The organism is Bradyrhizobium sp. I1.14.4, from assembly GCF_050435825.1.
Lineage (GTDB): Bacteria > Pseudomonadota > Alphaproteobacteria > Rhizobiales > Xanthobacteraceae > Bradyrhizobium.
This window is the reverse complement of sequence record NZ_JBNDLA010000009.1, coordinates 74,619-95,361: the sequence shown is the minus strand read 5'-3', so window position 1 is coordinate 95,361 and position 20,743 is coordinate 74,619. Positions and strand designations below refer to the sequence as shown.

At 64.5% G+C, this 20,743-nt stretch carries 17 protein-coding genes; 8 read left to right on the top strand and 9 right to left on the bottom strand.

Translation table 11 applies throughout. The features are described 5' to 3' along the window. Nucleotides 1–15 precede the first annotated feature (15 nt). From ABIB78_RS19850 to ABIB78_RS19825, 6 genes are all read right to left on the bottom strand, one after another. The gene (locus ABIB78_RS19850; protein ID WP_429027615.1) at nt 16–927 is read right to left on the bottom strand and encodes an ABC transporter ATP-binding protein; all 912 of its coding nucleotides are present in this window, start codon (nt 925–927) and stop codon (nt 16–18) included. Between the two features lie 2 nt (nt 928–929). After that, nucleotides 930–1,769, bottom strand: coding sequence for a nitrate ABC transporter permease (ntrB, locus tag ABIB78_RS19845; RefSeq protein ID WP_429027613.1), 840 nt, complete (start codon nt 1,767–1,769; stop codon nt 930–932). Between the two features lie 160 nt (nt 1,770–1,929). After that, the gene (locus tag ABIB78_RS19840; protein WP_429027611.1) at nt 1,930–3,321 is read right to left on the bottom strand and encodes a CmpA/NrtA family ABC transporter substrate-binding protein; all 1,392 of its coding nucleotides are present in this window, start codon (nt 3,319–3,321) and stop codon (nt 1,930–1,932) included. A 106-nt stretch (nt 3,322–3,427) separates the two neighbouring features. Beyond that, a complete protein-coding gene (locus tag ABIB78_RS19835) occupies nt 3,428–4,306 on the bottom strand; it encodes a sulfurtransferase (RefSeq protein WP_429027609.1) in 879 nt (292 codons plus the stop codon). Between the two features lie 49 nt (nt 4,307–4,355). Continuing rightward, complete coding sequence (locus ABIB78_RS19830; protein WP_429027606.1) at nt 4,356–5,486, bottom strand: acyl-CoA dehydrogenase family protein; 1,131 nt, start codon at nt 5,484–5,486, stop codon at nt 4,356–4,358. Nucleotides 5,487–5,521: 35 nt separating this feature from the next. Then, nucleotides 5,522–6,064 carry an OsmC family protein gene (locus ABIB78_RS19825; protein WP_429027603.1) on the bottom strand — a complete coding sequence of 181 codons (543 nt, stop codon included), beginning with the start codon at nt 6,062–6,064 and terminating at the stop codon, nt 5,522–5,524. A 254-nt stretch (nt 6,065–6,318) separates the two neighbouring features. Between ABIB78_RS19825 and ABIB78_RS19820 the strand changes: the two genes are divergently transcribed. Continuing rightward, nucleotides 6,319–6,981, top strand: coding sequence for a TetR/AcrR family transcriptional regulator (locus ABIB78_RS19820; RefSeq protein ID WP_429027601.1), 663 nt, complete (start codon nt 6,319–6,321; stop codon nt 6,979–6,981). Between the two features lie 11 nt (nt 6,982–6,992). On the opposite strand, the gene ABIB78_RS19815 is transcribed toward ABIB78_RS19820, so the two are convergent. Continuing rightward, nucleotides 6,993–7,721: an SDR family oxidoreductase gene (locus ABIB78_RS19815; RefSeq protein ID WP_429027598.1), complete on the bottom strand. Its 729-nt coding sequence runs from the start codon at nt 7,719–7,721 to the stop codon at nt 6,993–6,995. A gap of 216 nt (nt 7,722–7,937) precedes the next feature. On the opposite strand from ABIB78_RS19815, the gene ABIB78_RS19810 reads away from it, so the two are divergent. The 4 genes from ABIB78_RS19810 to ABIB78_RS19795 all read left to right on the top strand — a co-directional run bounded on the left by ABIB78_RS19810 (nt 7,938) and on the right by ABIB78_RS19795 (nt 13,849). Further along, on the top strand, nt 7,938–10,358 hold the full coding sequence (locus ABIB78_RS19810; RefSeq protein ID WP_429027596.1) for a phosphoketolase family protein: 2,421 nt from the start codon (nt 7,938–7,940) through the stop codon (nt 10,356–10,358). A gap of 37 nt (nt 10,359–10,395) precedes the next feature. Further along, on the top strand, nt 10,396–11,574 hold the full coding sequence (locus ABIB78_RS19805) for an acetate/propionate family kinase (protein ID WP_429027593.1): 1,179 nt from the start codon (nt 10,396–10,398) through the stop codon (nt 11,572–11,574). 175 nt (nt 11,575–11,749) lie between these two features. Continuing rightward, nucleotides 11,750–12,976 carry an ABC transporter substrate-binding protein gene (locus ABIB78_RS19800; RefSeq protein ID WP_429027590.1) on the top strand — a complete coding sequence of 409 codons (1,227 nt, stop codon included), beginning with the start codon at nt 11,750–11,752 and terminating at the stop codon, nt 12,974–12,976. 180 nt (nt 12,977–13,156) lie between these two features. Further along, a complete protein-coding gene (locus ABIB78_RS19795) occupies nt 13,157–13,849 on the top strand; it encodes a glutathione S-transferase C-terminal domain-containing protein (RefSeq protein WP_429027588.1) in 693 nt (230 codons plus the stop codon). 431 nt (nt 13,850–14,280) lie between these two features. Here the strand turns inward: ABIB78_RS19795 and ABIB78_RS19790 are convergent, their stop codons facing one another. Next, complete coding sequence (locus ABIB78_RS19790) at nt 14,281–15,480, bottom strand: TrmJ/YjtD family RNA methyltransferase (protein ID WP_429027586.1); 1,200 nt, start codon at nt 15,478–15,480, stop codon at nt 14,281–14,283. Nucleotides 15,481–15,785: 305 nt separating this feature from the next. On the opposite strand from ABIB78_RS19790, the gene ABIB78_RS19785 reads away from it, so the two are divergent. The 3 genes from ABIB78_RS19785 (at nt 15,786) to ABIB78_RS19775 (ending at nt 19,492) form a co-directional block, all read left to right on the top strand. After that, a complete protein-coding gene (locus ABIB78_RS19785; RefSeq protein ID WP_429027584.1) occupies nt 15,786–17,513 on the top strand; it encodes an alpha/beta hydrolase family protein in 1,728 nt (575 codons plus the stop codon). A gap of 225 nt (nt 17,514–17,738) precedes the next feature. Beyond that, nucleotides 17,739–18,953 carry an NADP-dependent isocitrate dehydrogenase gene (locus ABIB78_RS19780; RefSeq protein ID WP_429027582.1) on the top strand — a complete coding sequence of 405 codons (1,215 nt, stop codon included), beginning with the start codon at nt 17,739–17,741 and terminating at the stop codon, nt 18,951–18,953. A 38-nt stretch (nt 18,954–18,991) separates the two neighbouring features. Next, nucleotides 18,992–19,492: a DUF3455 domain-containing protein gene (locus ABIB78_RS19775; RefSeq protein WP_429027580.1), complete on the top strand. Its 501-nt coding sequence runs from the start codon at nt 18,992–18,994 to the stop codon at nt 19,490–19,492. Here the strand turns inward: ABIB78_RS19775 and ABIB78_RS19770 are convergent. Further along, nucleotides 19,489–20,739 carry a cyclic nucleotide-gated ion channel gene (locus tag ABIB78_RS19770; protein ID WP_429027980.1) on the bottom strand — a complete coding sequence of 417 codons (1,251 nt, stop codon included), beginning with the start codon at nt 20,737–20,739 and terminating at the stop codon, nt 19,489–19,491. The two genes, ABIB78_RS19775 and ABIB78_RS19770, sit on opposite strands and share 4 nt — an antisense overlap. Between the last annotated feature and the right edge of the window lie 4 nt (nt 20,740–20,743).

The window sequence follows — 20,743 nt, the reverse complement described above, 5'->3', positions numbered from 1 at the left end:
TTTCCTCCTCAGGCTTCAGCGCGCAGCACTCTGCGCGGGATTGGGTTCGACAACGCGCGCCGGCGAGACGATCGTAGGCTCCCCGACACCTGGCCGCACCGTCGGCACCTGGCGCGGATCGTGACCGGTCACCTCGGCCGCAAAGCTCTTGCTCCGGCTGACCAGGAAATCGACGATATGGTTGCGCAGCGCATAGTAATAGGGATGGCGGTGCAGGTCGATGCGGCCGCGGTCCTTCGGTAGCGGGTTTTCGACGATCTCGGCTAGCACCGCGCCCGGACCGTTGGTCATCAGAAAGATCTTGTCGGCGAGGAAGATTGCCTCATCGACGTCATGGGTGATCATGAAGGTGGTCTGCCCGGTCTCGAGACAGATACGCCGCACTTCATCTTGCAACGTGCCACGGGTGAGCGCGTCGAGCGCCGAGAACGGCTCGTCCATCAGCATGATCTTCGGGGTGATCGACAGCGCCCGCGCGATGCCGACGCGCTGCTTCATGCCGCCGGACAGCTCCGAGGGATGCTTGTGCTCGGAGCCGCTGAGCCCGACCAGATTGATGAACTTCTGCGCGTGCGCCTTGACCCGCGCGCGGTCCCATTTGCGCCATTTCGAGCTGACGGCGTAGCCGACATTGCCGAGCACCGTGCGCCACGGCAGCAGCGCGTGGCTCTGGAAGATCACGGCGCGGTCGAGGCTGGTGCCCTCGATGCCCTGTCCGTCGACGATGACCGCCCCCTCGCTCGGCTCGTCGAGGCCGGCGAGAATGTTCAGCACCGTGGTCTTGCCGCAGCCGGAATGGCCGATCACGCAGCCGAATTCGCCGCGCGCCATCGCCAGCCAGAAGTTCTCGAACACCGCAGTGGTGCCGCCGCTCGCGGAGGGATAGCGGCGGGCGATACCTTCGATGGAAATGAATTTGTCGGTCATCGCTACTCCGGGAACGTCACCATGCGCGTGAAGCGGGCAAGCACCTGGTCGAGCAGCATGCCAACGAGACCGATCAGCAGGATCGCAATGATCACATTGGTGATCGACAGATTGTTCCACTCGTTCCAGACGAAGTAGCCGATGCCGGTGCCGCCGACCAGCATCTCGGCGGCGACGATCACGAGCCAGGCTATTCCGATCGAGATCCGCATGCCGGTGAGAATCGTCGGCGCCGCGGCCGGCAGGATCACGGTGAAGGCGCGCCTGACGGTGCCGACCTCAAGCGTCCGCGCCACGTTGATCCACTCCTTGCGGACGCCGGCCACGCCGAACGCGGTGTTGAGCAGCATCGGCCACACCGAGCAGATGAAGATGACGAAGATCGCCGAGATCGAGGAATCCTTGATGGTGTAGAGCGCCAGCGGCATCCAGGCGAGCGGCGAGATCGGCTTCAGCAGCTGGATGAACGGATCGAGTGCCTTGCTGATCAGGGGCGACATGCCGATCATGAAGCCGAGCGGGATCGCGACGATGACCGCGATGAGGTAGCCGAGCCCGACGCGTCCGATCGAATAGGCGAGCTGGATGCCGAGCCCCTTGTCGTTCGGTCCGTTATCGTAGAACGGCCGCCTCAAGTGCTCCCACAGTTTTGCGCCGACATCCAAGGGTCCTGGCATCGCCGACTTGCCTTGCGTCGCCGTCAGCCCCATCAGCTTGGCGTATTCGGGGCTCATATTGGCAGCCGCGCCGCTGCCGCGGGTCGCAAGGTGCCAGGCGCCGAGGAAGGCGGCGAGCAGCACGACGGAAACGATCGCAGAGCGAAGACGGAGGTTCAGAGTCATTGCGCGATCTCCCTCAGCCCGTCGTCCCTGCGGAAGCAGCGACCCATACGCCGTGCCGCCTTGGCGAGGCACGCGGGGAGACACCGTGCACAATCACCAACGGTCGTGGTTATGGGTCCCTGCTTTCGCAGGGACGACGTAGGTGAGCCCACCTCCCCGCTCACGACGACTTCCTGATCTTGAAGCTCGCGAGATAATCCCCAGGCTTGGCCGGATCGAAACTCTTGCCCATCACCGAGAATGATTTGGTGGCGGTGGTCGGCGGCGTCAGCCCCATCTCGGCCATCACCTTCTTGGTGTCGGTGGCAAGATAGACCTGCTCGGCGACTGCGTTGTAATCGACCTCGCCCTTGATCTGGCCCCAGCGCTTCATCTGCGTCAGCATCCACACCGCAAATGACTGCCAGGGGAATGGATCGAAGTCGACCCGCCTCGGATCGGTCTTCACGCCGCCGAGGCCGTCGGCATAAGTGCCCGTCAACACCTGCTCCAGCACCGTCACCGGCGCGTTGATGTAGTTGGCCGGCGCGATCGCTTCCGCGATCTGCTTGCGGTTCTCGGCCTTCGCGGCGTAGCCGGTGGCGTCCACGATCGCGCGGGTCAGCGCTGCGAAGGAATTCGGCGCCGTCGTGATGAACTCGCGGCTCGCCGCAAAGCTGCAGCAGGGATGTCCGTCCCAGATCTCCCTGGACAGGATGTGCAGGAAGCCTGCGCCGTCATAGATCGCGCGCTGGCAGATGTTGTCGGGCGCGAGGAAGCCATCGATGTTGTCGGCGCGCAGATTGGCAACCATCTCGGGCGGCGGCACCGAACGAAGCTGCACGTCGGTATCCGGATCGAGCCCGTGCTCGGCGAGATAGTAGCGCAGCAGGTAATTGTGCATGGAGTAGTCGAATGGAATGGCGAACTTCATACCCTTCCAGTCCTTCGGGTCGCGCCTGTCCTTGTGCTTCATGGCAAGCGTGATGCCCTGCCCGTTGATGTTCTCGATCGCGGGCACGGTGAACGGGATCGCATTGGCGCCAAGGCCGAGCGAGATCGCGATCGGCATCGGCGCCAGCATGTGGGCGGCGTCGTATTCCTTGTTGATGGTCTTGTCGCGGATGACGGCCCAGCCGGCGGTCTTCACCACCTCGACGTTGAGGCCCTGCTTGGCATAGAAGCCGAGCGGCGCCGCCATGATGATGGGGGTCGCGCAGGTGATCGGGATGAAGCCGACCTTGAGGTCCTTCTTCTCCGGCGCACCGGCTTCGGCGAACGCCTCCGTCGCCGTCTTCAGCGGGAAGAACTGCGACAGCGCGGCAAGCGCCGTCGCGGCACCGACCGATTTCAGAAAGGCGCGGCGCGCAATGTCCTGCGGAAACACCGCCCGCATCACCGCCGACGCGACGATGCCCTCGTAACGCTTCTCCTCGTTCACGGCAGCGACCGGCTCGCAACGCAACGCTCGCTCGGCACTGTCGTGCTCGGCCGCGGAGCGATGCTGGCCACAGGCGCAGCCCGATCGCACCAGCGCGCGGTCGGCGTCGAAGGGATCATCGAAGATGGACATCATGCGCCCCCTTGTCGCACCGAAACGCAGAGAGCTCCGCGATCCGGTGCATTGATCGGCGTCCGGCCGCGTTTTGCGCCGCCGGACGCCGACAAACATGCAGATTCTATGCCGCCTTGCCGGTGACGACGGCAGCGGTCGGCAAGCCCTCGTCGATCGGCAGCGACGGGTCGCGCGACCACTCGTTCCATGAGCCGAAGTACATCCGCACGTCCTTCACGCCGGCGTTCTTCAACGCCAGGAAGGTGTTCGAGGCGCGCGCGCCCTTGAAGCAGTAGAGATAGACCGGCGTGGTCTGCGAGATTCCGACCGTGGCGCACTCCGCGAGGATCTCGTCCTTCGACTTGAAGCGCGGGCCCTCGGCGGTCGGCTTCATCATCCGGTACCATTCCAGCCACACCGCGCCGGGAATGCGGCCCTTGCGCGGGCAGAAATCCTTGCCGTAGGGCGAGGAGCTTTCGCCGATCCACTCGTCGACATCGCGCACGTCGAGGATCGCGACGCCGGGCTTGCCGACCGCGGCCAGCATCGCCTTGGCGTCGATCATGATGTCGCCGGCCTCAGGCACGATCGCAAAGGAGGCCTTCGCCGGCACCGCAACGTCGGTGGTGACCGGCAGGTCCGCCGCCTTCCAAGCATCGAAGCCGCCATGCAGCACCTTGATATTGGGATAGCCCAGCATCGTGAGCAGATAGTAGCCGCGGCAGGATTGGCCGAAGCCGGAGTTCATCGACTGCTCGTAGATCACGGCGGTCTCCTCGCCGGAGAGGCCGGCGGCGCCGAACGCGTCGGCGAACTTGGTCTTTAGCTCGTGCATGCCCTCCGGGGTCGAGGTCGCAAGATAGGTGAAGACATCATGCACATTGACCGCGCCCGGCAGGTGTCCCGCCGCGTAGGCATCCGGATTCCGCGTGTCGATGATGACACACGGTTCTTTTGTGACGAGCTCGGCAAGTTCGCTGGCGGTGATCAGAACGTCCGTCATGGCAGCCTCTCCTGTTCGTGGTTGCAGTTGTGGTGGTCCCGAACTCCTGTCACGCGTCCGCCAGCATCTTGCGCAGCTGCTTGGTGGCGGGCGTGACGATGGCGACGAAATAGGCTTCGCGTAGCCTGCGCTGGGCGCGGTGGCTCATCAGATAGCCGCGCGCGCCGCAATGGAGCATCGCGGCATGCGCGACCGCGACGCTGGCGTCGCCGATGCGCAGCCGCAGCGCGACGACACGCCGCCAGTAGCTGTCATCGGCGTTGTAGGGATCCTGCGCCAGCGTCATCGCCTCCTTCTCGAACTCGGCATAGAGCTCGCGGAATTGCAGCGGCTGCTGCGGCAGATAGCGGTTGACGTGACCGAGCGGCGCGTGAACCTCGTCCATGATGTTGATGCAGTCCTTCATCAACCCGAGGCCCATGCCGGCCTGCAGCAGGATGAAGCCGGCGCGGATTTTCTGCACGAACGGCGCGGCCGGCTCAGCCAGGATCAGTTCGTCCGGCACGAACACGCCGCGAAACTGGACGCCATAGGTGCCGGTGCCGTCCATCGCCAGGAACGGCTTGCATGGCGTCAGCGTGATTGCGGGATCGGAGCAATCGGCAAGGAACACGACCGTACCGCCCGGCTCGACTTTGCTGCCGCTGTCGTCCTCACGCTCGAAGATCGTCCCGAAGTAGTGGTCGGGCCCGAGATTCGACACCCAGGGCAGCGCGCCGCGGACGATGTAACCGCCATCGACCTTGCGGCCCTTCAGCTTCAGCCGCTCGATGCCGAAGAAGCTCTTCATCGGATTGGAAAGCCCGGTGCCGCCGAGCGTCTGCCCGCTGGAGAAACAGTTGCCGAAGCGCGCGGCGAGCTTCACGTTGGTGGAGTTGGCGACGTACCAGACCAGCGTGTTCTGGCACCACGCCATGAAGGCGGTGGCGCCGCAGACCTCGCCGATCGCGGCCGTCGACTGGATGGCCCAGCGCAGGTCGGCAGGGCCCTCCTGCGGCACGTGGCTGCTCCATGCGCCGACCTTGCCGAGCCGGCGCAGGAAGTCGCCGGGATAGACCGAGCCGGCATCGATCGCGGATGCAAGCGGCGCCAGTTCCTGACGGGCGAGGCGCGCGACCTCGTCCGTGATGGTCGGTGCGGGATCTTGAGCTGCGACCCGCGATAAAGCCAGTGAACCCATGGTCGGTCTCCGCACCTTGAATTGCCGGTCCAGCGTTACGCGCTGACCTCGAGATTGACGGGACGGGTGAAGGTGTTGGCGACCGGCGACCACTGCTTCACATGCGCCACCAGCGCATCGATCTCGCCCTGCGCGACCCCCTCGCATTCCATGTCGACCTTGACTCGGACGTCGGTGAAGCCGACCGGCTTCTCGCTGACGTCGCCGGTGCCCCACACCGCGGTGATGTTGAGGTCGCCCTCGAGCTCCAGCTCGAGCTTGTTGACGGTCCAGCCGCGGTGCACGGCATTGGCGTGCAGGCCGACCGCCAGGCAGGAGCCGAGCGCGGCGAGCGAGGCTTCAGAGGGATTGGGCGCGGTGTCGTCGCCGAGCAGGCCCGGCGGCTCGTCGACGATGTAGGGCGCGAGGTTGCGGATGTAGTTGGCGTGGCGGAACTTGCCCTCGGCCACCGTCTTGCACTTCAAGGTCTTGATGACCTTCGGATTGGCCTTGCCATTGGCAATGAGCTGCTCGAGCCCGCCTCTATCGATCGGCGCGAGGCAGCCGGTCAGTGCGGTTTTTTGAGCGACAGCGGTCATCAGTTTTCTCCCTGGGAGCGATGGAATGGTGAGGATACCGAACGGTCTGTTTCTTGCACGAAGCGTGCCAGTCCGGCGCCAAATCAAAAGGTGAAATCGCGCAGGCGGTTAGCCGCGGCTGCCTGCACATTGATCAGCGCCAGTCTGCTCAATCGCCAGGCAAATGCCCCGCGGCGGCGATGATTTTCAGCGCATGGATGTGCGCATGAAGATGCGACTTGATGATTTTGCCGCGCTCCGATTTACTGCCGCGCATGGCCAAATCGCTCGCGAAGAAAAAACCTGCCGCCGCGTTCGCCGTCGGCGACGATGAATCCGCACGCGGACGCCTGCTGAAGGCGGCGACGCATCTGTTCTGCAAGAACGGCATCAACGCCACCGGCATCGATGCGATCATCGACGAGGCCGGCACCGCCAAGACCACGCTTTACAAGCTGTTCGGCTCGAAGACCAACCTCGTCCACGCGGTGCTGGAGAGCGAAGGCAAGCAGTGGCGCGAATGGTTCATCGGCGCGATCGAGGCCGGCGGCGGCGATCCGCAGACCAAGCTCACGCGGATCTTCCCTGCGCTGAAGACCTGGTTCGCCGAGGAGCGCTTCTACGGCTGCCCGTTCATCAATGCGGTCGCCGAGCACGACAAGGACGCCAAGCAGTTCCGCAATATCGCGCTGAAGCACAAGAAGGTGGTGCTGACGCACATCGAAAAACTTGCCGGTGAAATGGGCGCCGCCGAGCCGGCCGTGCTCGCGCATCAGCTCGCGCTGTTGATCGACGGCGCCATCGTCGCGGCCATGGTGTCGTGTGATCCCGGCGTCGCCGACACCGCGGGCCTCGCCGCCAGCAATCTGTTCGCGCCGGCAAAGGTGAAGAAGCCGAAGCGCGCAGGCAGCGCGGCCGAGCAACTGGTCGCGGTGTAGCGCGGACGCGCCTACAGATCGAAATTCGTCGGCAGCATCACGACGTCGCGGATGGTCATGCCGCGCGGCCGGGTCAGCATGAACATCACGACCTCGGCGACCTCGCTGGCCTCCAGCAGGCTTCCGGCCGCCTTGGCCTCCTCAAGCTTCTCCGCCGGCCAGTCCGCGAGCAGCGCGCTGATGACGGGTCCGGGCGAGATCGAGCCGACGCGGATGCCGTGCTTGAACACCTGGCGCCGCACCGTCTGCACGAAGCAGTTGACCGCCCATTTCGACGACGCATAGACCGGCTCCCACGGCGTCGGGAAATGCGCGGCGAGCGAGCTCGTCACGATGATGTCGCCGGTCCCGCGCGCGATCATGTGCGGCAGCACGTCGTGCACGTTCTTCATCACGACATTGACGTTGAGGTTCAGCATCCGGTCGATCGCGGCGGTGTCGGCATCGACGAGGTCGCCGCCGACATAGGTCCCGGCATTGGCGTGCAGGATGTCGAGCTGGCCGGCCGTCTCGAGCACCTTCGGCAGCAGCGTCGCGCATTCGGCGGGATCGAGCAGGTCGATCACCAGCGGGATCACTGCATCGCCGTGCTTGCCGGCGAGCGCTTGCAGCGCGGCACTGTCGCGGTCGACCATCACCACGCGTGCGCCCAAAGCCAGCATCGCCTCGCTGCTCGCAAGGCCAATGCCCGACGCCGCGCCGGTCACGGCGGCCACCTTGCCTTCCAGTTGATTCATCATTGATCCCACCTTGCTGCGCCCAACGCATTCTACAACGAAGTATAGCCATCCCGCGCGGCGGCGCGGAACCTGCAACGCCGGCGCAGGTCCTTACGGATCGCCGCGCGAGTTGATTGGGCTCAAGCCGCCGTCATGTTTGCAATTTAACGTGGATGCCGATGGAACCGATGGGCGGGCTTTGGTGTCATTTGTTCGCATCTTCCCAGGGAGGCCGGCATGCAACGGACGACGACCGCAGGCGAACGACCGCACACCGCCGATCTGGAACTGCTCGACCGTTACTGGCGCGCCGCCAACTATCTCTCCGTCGGGCAAATTTACCTGCTCGACAATCCGCTGCTCAGGGAGCCCCTCAAGCCGTACCATATCAAGCCGCGGCTGCTCGGCCATTGGGGCACCACGCCCGGCCTCAACTTCGTCTACGCCCACCTCAACCGCGCGATCCGCGCCCTTGATCTCAACGTCATTTATATCTGCGGCCCCGGCCATGGCGGCCCCGGCATGGTCGCCAACACCTATCTCGAAGGCACCTACACCGAGATCTATCCGGAGGTGACGCGCGATACGGATGGCCTGCGAAAACTGTTCCGCCAATTCTCCTTCCCCGGCGGCATTCCGAGCCACGCGGCGCCGGAAACGCCGGGCTCGATCCATGAGGGCGGCGAACTCGGCTATGCACTGGTCCATGCTTATGGCGCCGCCTTCGACAATCCCGACCTGATCGTGGCCTGCGTGGTCGGCGACGGTGAAGCAGAGACCGGTCCGCTCGCCGCATCCTGGCATTCAAACAAGTTCCTCAATCCGGTGCACGACGGCGCGGTGCTGCCGATCCTGCACCTCAACGGCTACAAGATTGCCAATCCGACCGTGCTCGGCCGAATGAGCGACGAGGAAGTCCGCAGTCTCTTCGTCGGTTATGGTTACGAGCCGTTGTTCGTCGAAGGCGACGAGCCGAATGCGATGCATCGGCTGATGGCTGATGCGGTCGACCGCGCTCTCGCCGACATCCGCTCGATCCAGCACGCCGCTCGCGAACGGACCGCGAGCTTCCGGCGGCCGAAATGGCCGATGATCGTGTTGCGGAGTCCAAAGGGTTGGACCGGACCGAAGCAGGTCGACGGGCTGAGGGTCGAAGGATTCTGGCGCGCGCATCAAGTGCCAATCGCCAATCCGCGCGACAATCCCGAACATCTGAAACTGCTCGAACGTTGGATGCGGAGCTACGAGCCCGAAAAACTATTCGATTCGAACGGGCGGCTCATAGGCGAATTGCAGACGCTTGCGCCCGCAGGCGACCGCCGGATGGGAGCCAACCCGCACGCCAATGGCGGCCTCTTGAAGCGCGAGCTGAAGCTGCCGGATTTTCGCGCGCATGCCGTCGAAGTCGTCGGTCCCGGCGGCGTTGTCGCCGAGGCCACGCGCGAGCTCGGCAAGTTCTTGAGTGAGGCCGTGAAGCTGAATGCGGAGGCGCGCAACTTCCGCATCATGGGTCCGGACGAAACCGCCTCCAACCGGCTCGACGCCGTCTTCGAGGCCACCGACCGGGTCTGGATGGAAGGGATCGAGCCCTATGACGTCCACCTCGCCCATGACGGCCGCGTGATGGAGGTGCTGAGCGAACATCTCTGCCAGGGTTGGCTCGAAGGCTATCTGCTCACCGGTCGCCACGGCTTCTTCTCCTGCTATGAGGCCTTCATCCATATCGTGGATTCGATGTTCAACCAGCACGCCAAATGGCTGAAGGTGTCGCGCGAGCTGCCCTGGCGGCGGCCGATCGCGTCGCTCAACTATCTCCTCACCTCGCATGTCTGGCGCCAGGATCACAACGGATTCAGTCACCAGGATCCCGGCTTCGTCGATCTCGTCACCAACAAGAAGGCTGATATCGTCCGCGTCTACTTCCCGCCGGATGCCAACACCCTGCTCTGGGTCGCCGATCATTGCCTGCGCACCTATGACCGCATCAACGTGATCGTCGCGGGCAAGCAGCCGTCACCGCAATGGCTGCCGATGCGCGAAGCGATCACCCATTGCGAAGCCGGCATCGGCATCTGGAATTGGGCCGGCACGGAGCTTCCCGACGCCGAGCCCGACTTGGTGATGGCCTGCGCCGGCGACGTTCCGACGCTGGAGACGCTCGCGGCCGTTGACCTGCTGCGCAGGGCGCTGCCGGACCTGAAGATCCGCGTCGTCAACGTGGTCGACCTGATGACGCTGCAGCCGAAGGAGCAGCATCCGCACGGTCTGTCCGACCGGGACTTCGACAGCCTGTTCACCCGGGACAAGCCGGTGATCTTCGCCTATCACGGCTATCCCTATCTGATCCACCGCCTGACCTACAACCGCGCCAATCACGCCGGCATGCACGTGCGCGGCTTCGCCGAGGAAGGCACCACGACGACACCATTCGACATGGTGGTGTTGAACCAGCTCGACCGCTTCCATCTCGCCATCGAGGCGATCGAGCGGCTGCCGGGGCTCGGCGTCGCCGCCGCCCACGTCAAGCAGCAATTCCGCGACCGTCTGATCGAACATTCGCGCTACGTGCGCGAGTACGGAGAAGACATGCCGGAAATTCGCGACTGGGTTTGGCCCGGCAGCGCACGCAGCACGACACCGCGTGCCCCGGGGGGCTGAAGCACCGCATCCGCAGTGCCTGCGAAAGAGATCGCCGATGTCCGAAAATGTCCTGGTGCTCAACGCCGGCTCTTCCAGCGTCAAGTTCGGCCTGTTCCACATCGCGCCGGCCGAGCCGGAGCTCAGGTGCAAGGGCCAGCTCGACGAGCAGGAGAGCGCGCCGCGCATTGTTGTGACTGATGCGTCCGGCAAGCCGCTGTTCGAGAAGCGGCGCCCCGCCGGCGAAGCTGACAGCAACGGCCTGTTTGCCGATATCTTGGCCTGGGTCGAGGATTATCTCGGGGCCGGCCAGCTTGCCGCCATCGGCCATCGTATCGTCCATGGCGGGCGCGCCTTCTCGGGTCCCATCGTGCTCGACGAGCCAACCCTTGCGGCGCTCGACGCGTTGACGCCGCTGGCGCCGCTGCATCAGCCGCGCTGTCTCGCGCCGGTCCGCATCGTGCAGTCGCTGCAGCCCGCCCTGACGCAAATCGCCTGCTTCGATACCGCCTTTCATCATGGCCTGACGCCGCCTGCGAGCCGCTTTGCCATTCCCCGGCGCTTTGAAGAGCGCGGCGTCCGCCGCTACGGCTTTCACGGGCTGTCCTTTGAATATGTCGCGGGCCGCCTTGCCACGCTCGTCCCGACGCAGACGCGTACCGTGATCGCGCATCTCGGCAACGGCGCAAGTCTCTGCGCCCTGCATCAGGGCAAGAGCGTCGACACCACGATGGGACTGACCCCGCTCGACGGTCTCGTGATGGGGACACGCTGCGGAACGATCGACCCGGGTGTACTGCTCTATTTGTTGCAGGAAGAGAGGATGTCGGTCGATGAGGTGCAGCACCTGCTCTATGAAGCCTCGGGCCTGCTCGGTGCCTCAGGGATATCGGCCGACATGCGCGCCCTGCTGGCGAGCCGCGAGCCCGCCGCACGCGAAGCCGTCGACCTCTTCGTTTTCCGCGTCGCCGCCGAAGTCGCCGTGATGGCGAACACGCTCGCCGGCCTCGACGGCCTGGTGTTCACCGGCGGTATCGGCGAGCACGCCGCCGAGATCAGGCAGCAGATCTGCGATCGACTCGCCTGGCTCGGCGTCCGTCTTGATGCCGCGGCCAACGCAAACGGAGAGGAACGCATCACAGCGGCCGGCAGCCAGGTTGACGTGCTGGTCATTCCCACCAGCGAGGAGACAAGTATTGCGCGGCATTGTGCGGCGCTCCTTCGTTCCGGCCGCTGATACCGCAACAATATTTCTGACAGTAGCGACTGCACACAAGTTCCACTGCGCCGCGCCCATAGACTGGTTTGATCCGGCTTAAGCGCCATGGGATGCTTCAAGCCGAGATGCCCGTCAGAGGCTGCCAAACGGCCAACAATGCCAAACGGCCAACAAGAAGAGGCGGAGGACACCAATGACAAGCAACCGTTCGAACCAGCCAACCCGCCGTCATCTCATCAAGGGCGCCGCCGCCACGTCAGCCACGCTGCTGCTCGGCAGGCCCGCGATCGCCAAAGGCAAGACCGAGATCGTCATCGGCAATATCGACGCCTATTCGGGACCGGCTGCGGTCTATTCGTCGATCGGCCGCACGCCCGGCGGCTATTTCAAGATGATCAACGAGCAAGGCGGCATCAACGGCCGCATGATCAGATACATCACCTATGACGACGCCTACAGCCCGGCCAAGACCGTCGAGCAGGCGCGCAAGCTGGTCGAAGGCGACGAGATCGACGTTCTGTTCTCGCCGCTCGGTGCGCCCACCAATGCGGCGATCATGAAGTACATGAACCAGAAGAAGATCCCGCAGCTGTTCATCGCCTCGGGCGCGACCAAGTTCGGCGACTACAAGAATTTCCCGTACACCATGGGCTTCATGCCCTGCTATCAGATCGAGGGACGTACCTTCGCGCAGCATGTTCTCGCGACGCAGCCCGATGCGAAGATCGGCATCGTCTACCAGAATGACGATTTCGGCCGCGACGTCCTGAAGGGCTTCAAGGACGGGCTCGGAGCCAAGGCATCGTCGATCGTGGCGGAGCTATCCTACGAGACGGCGGATCCGACGATCGACAGCCAGGTGGTGCGATGCAAATCCGCCGGCGCCACCGTGTTCATGAGCATGACCACGCCGAAATTCGCCGCGCAAGGCATCAAGAAGATCGCCGAGCTGAACTGGCAGCCGACGCACTATATCGGCAACAACGCCTCCTCCGCGGGTTCGACGCTGAAGGCTGCGGGCTTCGACATTTCCAAGGGCATCATCTCGAGCGCGTACATGAAGGACCCCGTCGATGCCGCCTGGGACAGCGACCCCGCCGTCGTGAAATGGCGCGCATTCCTCGACAAGTACGATCCGGCGGCAGCCAAGAACGACATCTACGCCGCGATCGCCTATGTCGTCAGCCAGGTCATGGTTCAGGTGCTCAAGCAGTGCGGCGACGACGTCTCGTCCGAGAGCATCATCAAGCAGGCCGCGAACCTGAAGGATTTCGAAGCCGACCTACTGCTGTCAGGCATCAAGGTCAATACCTCGCCATCGGACCATTATCCGCTCGAGCAGTTGCAACTGGTGCGCTTCAGCGGCGAGCGCTACGAGATATTGGGACGGGTGATCGACGGCGGCATCTCGAAGGCGTGAGCGCAGGAGCGTGCACCGTCAACGTCGGCTTCTGACGACAAAGCGGACGCTACCCGGCTTGGTCGTCATGGGTGGAGGCAGTCTTTGTGCCGTTTGTCCCGACGCGGACTTACCTAGCCGGCGTTTCCAGCTGACCAATTTTGAGATAGCCTGTAGCGATCTTGAACGCAACGAGCCGCCATGCTCACGCTCTTTTCCTATCCGCCGTTGTTCGGCGTCGCCGACAACAATGGCTACGGTCTGAAGGTATTCGCTTTTCTGAAGCTCGCCGGCGTGCCGTTCCGGCACGAGCATATTTTCGATGCGTCGAAGGAGCCGCGCCAGCAATTGCCCTATATCGTCGACGGCCATGACACCGTCGGCGACAGCGAGACCATCCTCGCCTATGTCACCGAGAAATATCGCGTGACGCTGGACGCGGCGCTGACGCCGGCGCAACGCACGACCAATCTCCTCATCACGCGCATGCTCGACGATCTCTATTGGGTGATGTCCTATTCGCGCTGGCAGGACGAGCGCTACTGGCCCCAGTTCCGCGATGCGCTCAAGCGCGAGCATCCGGGCCTCACCGACGACGGGTTGATGAAGGCCAAGGAGTTCAACGCCCAACGCTACTATTACCAGGGCATCGGCCGCTTCGAGCCCGACGCCGCGATGGCCCGCGGGCTTGCCGATCTCGCCGCACTGGCGAACTTGATCCCGGGGCAAGGCTATGTGCATGGCGACAGACCGACGACCATTGACGCCAGCATCTACGGCTTCTTGGCCAACATCTACTTCTACGACATCAAGACGCCGTTGAAGGAATTCGTGGTCTCGCAGGAGGCGCTGGTACAACATTGCCGCGCCATCCACGCGGCAGTCAGTATCTGAGCGCTGCCGCGTCATCGCGCCCCACCGCACCTGCGGCGGTCCGGAATTGTGTTGCTCGTTGGACACGACGGGCACCCGCGTTTTTTATTACGCGGGACCCAAGGGTGCGATCGGCATCCGGCTTTCCCTGCGCCATCTGTTTGAGATGAGAGGGCGAAACGAATGGCAAGACTCGGGCAAATCATGTCGCGAGAATGCCGACGTATGAATCACTGCCCGCGCAACAAACTCGGTGTCGTCCCTGCGCACGCAGGGACCCATAATTAAAAATTGTTGCGCGATGGTGGAACGACGAGTCCCGTTCACAACCGCAGCCGCGGAGTATGGGTCCCTGCTCCCGTGCGCAATTGCGCACTAGGCAGGGACGACGCTGGAAAGAGACGCGTACTCAAATGCCGTTCTTACCCCGCGGACAGAGAATCGGCGAAAGCTCACTGCTCTTGCCGAAGACTCCGCTCCAGCCGCACCAGTTCGCCGTCGAGATCGCGCTCGACATCAGCCACCTGCATATCGACCACCCGATAGTCGCGCGCCTCGAGCCAGGCGCGGCGCTTGGCGCGGTCGGCGGCGATGGCGTCGCTCTCGTTCGGGTTGACCAGCTCGATCGCGATCCGGTGCACGAAGGAGACGAAATCGGGGATATGGCGGCCGACCGGGGTCTGGCGCTTGAACTGTCCGGCGAAGCGGCGGTCCCGGGTCAACGCCTGCCACAGGATCCGCTCGGCGTCGGTCGGGTTGCGGCGGAGCAGCCGCGCGAGCCCACGCACCGTGCTGGAGTTGTCGGCGACGGCGCCGCCCCCTCCCTGTTCGGCGAGCAGCGCCCGCAACCGGGTCGCTTGGGCGCCGTCGAGCACCCCGCCTTTGGCCGGACCCTTGCGGCCCTCGGCGATCGCCATCACCACCCCGTGCAGCGTGTGCATGTCCTGCTTGGTCGGGTCCATGCGGGTGAAGATGTTGCGCAGGTTCACCAGCATGGTGTCGCGCTTCTCCGCCGGCCGCAGGAACTCGACCTTGTCGAGCTCGGCGACGAGGTTGTCGAAGAACGCCTGCATCTGGTGCTGGGAGGCCGGCTCGGACCTTTCGGGCATCGCGAAGGGCAGCGTACCCCCGGTCGAGAGCTTGAACCATTCGTAGCCTATCAGCAGCACGGCCTGCGCCAGATTGAGCGAGGCGAAGCCCGGGTTGACCGGGAAGGTGACGATGCGGTTGGCGAGCGCGACCTCATCGTTGGTCAGGCCGGAGCGCTCGCGCCCGAACAGGATGCCGGCGCCGCCGCCGGATGCGACATGACCGACGATCTCGCCCGCCGCCGCCTCCGGTCCGACCACCGGCTTGGCCTGGTCGTGGGCGCGCGCGGTGGTCGCAAACACCAGCGTGAGGTCGGCGATCGCCTGCTCGACGGTGTCGAACAGCTCGACGGAACCGATGATGTGGTCGGCGCCCGCCGCCGCACGCTGCGCGGCGACATTCGGCCAGCCGTCACGCGGCTTGACGATGCGCATCCTGGTCAGCGCGAAATTGCCCATCGCGCGCGCGGCCATGCCGATGTTCTCGCCAAGCTGCGGCTCGACCAGGATGACGACGGGACCGGCAAGGTCGTGCCCTGCCTTGGTCTTGTCGGTGCCGGACATTTCACTTCACTTTCTGATTCAACGTCTGAAGGTTTTGAATCAGCTTCCGAAGCGGCTGATTCAAACTCTTATGCAGGGCCCTGCAACCAGCTTTGCACCGGTTTTACGCGGGACCATTTTCTCCAAGGAGATAACAGGGTTAGCGGCGTTTGCGAATCCTCAATCGGAATCCCATTCGCACAGAGCGAAGGCTGCCGCTTGCGCGCGCTTCGCCTTCGGATAGGCTATCAACCACAACCAAAGCGAAGCTGTAAAGGCACGCTTGAGACGCCGGTTGAACGGCGAGGCACCTTGGGGGGACGACGATGCGGGGCAGATGGACGCTGGCGGTTGTGGGCCTGGTCTTGATCGTGGCGGGCGGCCTGCTCGCCCACCTCACGCAGACCGCAGGCGGCATCCGGATCGAGGATGTCCGCTTCAAGGGCGCCAAGGGCAACACGATGAGCGCCCTGCTCTACATCCCGCCGAACGCCACTCCGCAGATTCCGGCGCCCGGCATCCTCGCGGTCCACGGCTACATCAATTCGCGCGAGACCCAGGACGGCTTCGCCATCGAGTTCGCCCGCCGCGGCTATGTCGTGCTGGCGCTCGACCAGACCGGCCACGGTTACAGCGACCCGCCCTCCTTCGCCAACGGCTTCGGCGGACCTGACGGGCTCGCCTATCTCCGCAGCCTCCAATTCGTCGACAAGGAGAATATCGGGCTCGAGGGCCATTCGATGGGCGGCTGGACCGTGCTGGCGGCGGCGGCAGCTCAGCCCAACGACTACAAGTCGATGGTGCTGGAGGGCTCGTCCACCGGCAAGCCGTTCGCCGCTGAGGGCACCACGAGCTGGCCGCGCAACACCGCGCTGGTGTTCGCCCAGTACGAGGAGTTCTCCACCCTGATGTGGGGCGTCGACCTCGCCCGCGACGTCACGAAGAGCCCAAAACTCTGGGCGCTGTTCGGCACGCAAGGCGCGGTCGAGCCGGGCAAGGTCTATGGCGATCCGGCCAACGGCACCGCGCGGGTGCTGTATACGCCGGCGATGACCCATCCGGCCGAGCACATCTCGCATGAGGCGATCGGCTACAGCCTCGACTGGTTCGCGAAGACGCTAAACGGCGGCACCCCGCGTCCGGTCGACGACCAGATCTGGTTCCGCAAGGAGATCGGCACCCTGATCGCGCTGATCGGCTTCGTGGCCCTCGTGATCGGGACATTCGACGGGCTGCTGGAAGCGCCGATGTTCTCCCGGCTGCGGCTGCCGGCGGTTGCCGACGGCACCATGCCCCCGCATGAGGCTGCGAGCGGCCGGCGCTGGACCACGGCGTTCATCCTGTCCGCCTTCATCCCGGCGCTGACCTATTACCCGGCCTTTGCGCTCGGCGGCAGCTTCGTGACGCCCAGCGCGTTCCTGCCGCAGGGCATCACCAACCAGATCCTGGTCTGGGCCATCATCAACGGCCTGATCACGCTCGCCCTGATGCGGTTCGCTCCGAAGCGCGCCAGCCGGGCCGGCCTCATCGGTCAATCCGTCGTGATCGCGGTGGCCTCGATTGCGGTGGGTTACGCCGCGCTCTGGCTCGCCGACCTCGCGTTCAGGATCGACTTCAGGTTCTGGATCGTCGCACTCAAGTTGATGAGTGCGAAGCAATTCCTCATCTTCCTGATCTATCTGATTCCGTTCACGGCGTTTTTCGTCGTGGCGCTGCACGTGCTGCACCGGAATTTCTCGACCATGGGCGCCCCGCGCGCGGCGCTCTATCTGACCAACATCCTGGCGCTGACATTCGGTTTCATCGTGCTGCTGGTGCTGCAATACGGCACGCTGTGGCTGACCGGAAAGCTGCTCAACCCGATCCCGGACCCCAGTTTCGTGCCGCTCTCGACCATCGTCGCGATCCAGTTCGTGCCGCTGCTCGCGATCGTGGCCGCGATCGCGACCTTCACCTGGCGGCGGACCGGATCGAGCCTGCCCGGCGCCCTGATCGCGGGCCTGTTCGTGACCTGGTACATCGTGGCCGGGACCGCGACGCAGGTCCCGTTTTAGAAGGGTTTTCGAGCGAAGTGGGTACCGGTTCGCGTGAAGAAAACCCGTCAAACACAAGGACCCAGAGCCGCCATTCTGGTCCGACCAGAATGGCGGCTCTCGGCTAAAAGATGGGCTTAAAGTGCATAACCGGTCCGCTTCCGCCCGCCCCCGGGCGGTGCTATAGCGCAGGCGTATTCCAACCCGCGGTCAAATGCGCGCTGTTCCCAAGAGGGCCTCTCCGTCATGGCAAAAATCAAGGTGTCCAACCCCGTCGTCGAACTCGATGGCGACGAGATGACCCGGATCATCTGGCAGTACATCAAGGACAAGCTGATCAACCCGTTCCTGGATGTCGAACTGCTCTATTTCGATCTGGGCATGGAATACCGCGATGCGACCAATGACCAGGTGACCATCGACGCCGCCAACGCCATCAAGAAGGTCGGCGTCGGCGTCAAATGCGCCACCATCACCCCCGACGAGGCCCGGGTGAAGGAATTCAGCCTCAAGGAAATGTGGAAGTCGCCGAACGGCACCATCCGCAACATCCTCGGCGGCTGCATCTTCCGCGAGCCGATCATCTGCAAGAACGTGCCGCGCCTGGTTCCCGGCTGGTCCAAGCCGATCATCATTGGCCGCCACGCCTTCGGCGACCAGTATCGCGCGACCGACATCAAGTTCCCCGGCAAGGGCGTCCTGACGATGAAGTTCGTCGGCGAGGACGGTGCCGTGATCGAGAAGGAAGTGTTCAAGGCGAACGGCGCCGGCGTCGCGATGCAGATGTACAATCTCGACGACTCCATCATCGATTTCGCCCGCGCCTCGTTCAACTATGGCCTGATGCGCAACTACCCGGTCTACCTGTCGACCAAGAACACCATCCTCAAGGTCTATGACGGCCGCTTCAAGGACATCTTCCAGGACGTCTTCGACCGCGAGTTCAAGAAGGACTTCGACGCCAAGGGTCTGACCTACGAGCACCGCTTGATCGACGACATGGTCGCCTCGGCGCTGAAATGGTCCGGCGGCTATGTCTGGGCCTGCAAGAACTATGACGGCGACGTGCAGTCCGACACCGTGGCCCAGGGCTACGGCTCGCTCGGCCTGATGACCTCGGTGCTGCTCACCCCGGACGGCAAGACCGTGGAAGCCGAAGCCGCGCACGGCACCGTGACCCGTCACTACCGCGAGCACCAGAAGGGCAAGGAGACCTCGACCAACTCGATCGCGTCCATCTTCGCCTGGACCCGCGGCCTCGCCCACCGCGCCAAGCTCGACAACAACCCGGAACTGGCCAAGTTCGCCACCACCCTGGAGAAGGTCTGCGTTGCGACCGTCGAAGAGGGCTACATGACCAAGGACCTCGCGCTCCTGGTCGGCGCCGACCAGCGCTGGCTCTCGACCACCGGCTTCCTCGACAAGGTCGCCGACAATCTCGGAAAGGCGATGGCGGCCTAAAGGCCGCCGTCTTGGGACAACAGGTGCGAGCGCATATCATGGCCCTTGTCAGAGCCGTCGTGCTCGCATCGTTATTGCTCACCGGATCGGCGGCGCTCGCTGCCGATCCCCTGCCCGACGCCGTCGCGGCGCCCGGCGAGTCCACGGTCCTCACCGTCCATGCCGAGGGCGCGCAGGTTTATGAGTGCAAGCCGGTCACCGACGGCAAGCTCGCCTGGTCGTTCCGCGAACCGATCGCCACCCTGATCGCCGATGGCCGCACCGTCGGCCGGCATTATGCGGGTCCGAACTGGGAAGATGTCGACGGCAGCGCCGTGACCGCCCGCACCGCCGGCAGCGCGCCGGGCGCGACGCCAGCGGACATTCCCTGGCTGAAGCTCGAGGTGATCTCCCATCGCGGCAACGGCCTGCTCTCTGGCGTCGCCACGGTGCAGCGGATCAATACCTCGGGCGGCGAGCTCGACGGCGCCTGCGACAAGGCCGGCGCGTTGAAGAGCGCGGCGTATTCGGCGGATTACGTATTCCTGCGACGCGACTAGTCGCGGATACCGCCGTCGGTCTCGCCCGGCGCCTGGGCGATTTCGCCGGCGGCAAGATCGCCACCGGCGGCGAGCGGGTCGGCAAGCCGCGCCTCCGCCGTCTCGCGGACATGCGCGGCGAGCGCCGGCATCCGTTCGATCAGGGCATGGAAGTCCTGCGCATCGAGCACCAAGAGCTTGGTCTTCCGCGTTGCCGTCACCGTGCCGGAGCGGTTGGTGCGCCTGAGCAGCGCGATCTCGCCGAAGAACGCGCCGTCGGCAAGCCGCACCCGCTGGCTCGGCAGGTCGATCTCGACTTCGCCCGCGGTGATGAAATACATCGATGACGCCGCATCTCCGCGCCGCACCAGCACCTCGCCGGCCTCGATGGTCTGCGACCTCAGCAAGCGCATGATGTCGGCGATATCGGCGGCGTTGAGATGCGAGAACAGCGGCACCCGCGCCAGCATGCCCCATGTCACCACGAAGTCGCGGCGCCGGACCTCGTCGGCGAACGCGGTCGAGATGATCGCGACAGGCAGCGCGATCATCGCAAAGCCGATTACGATCGCAACCACGGTGACGATCCGGCCGAGCGGCGTCACCGGAACGACGTCACCATAACCGACGGTGCCGAGCGTCACGATCGCCCACCACATCGCCTGCGGCATTGTGCCGAACTTGTCCGGCTGCACCCTGTGCTCGATGGCATAGAGCAGCGAGGCGAACAGCAGTACCGCGCCGGTCAGGATCACCACGCAGCCGAACAGCGTGCGCCGCTCGGCATGCAGCGCCGCCAACAGCGAGCGCATCGCGGTCGAGTACCGCACCAGCTTCAGGAACGGCAGCATGCCGAACAGCACCAGTGCCGTCTTGTCACCGATCGCAAGGGCGATGGCCGACGGCAGGAAGGCGAGCAGGTCGATCACGCCGAGCGCCGAGAAGGCGTATTCGAGCCGCGCCTGCAGCGGCGTCATATCGCGCAGCGAGCGGCCGACCACGCTCCACAGCCGCGCTGCATATTCCAGCGCGAAGGCGATGACCGCGGCGATTTCGATCGTAGTGAACAGCCACCACAGCTGGGCATCGATCTCGGGCACCGACGCCAGGATCGCCGCCAGCACATCGACGGTGATGATCGCGACGACGACCCGGACGAATCGCGCGCCGACCGAATATGGCAGGTGGTCCTGCTCGAGCAGCTCGTAGAGACGGTCGCGCAGCCCGGGATCGCTGATCGTGGGCTTGCCCGGAGTCGCCACGATCAGCCTC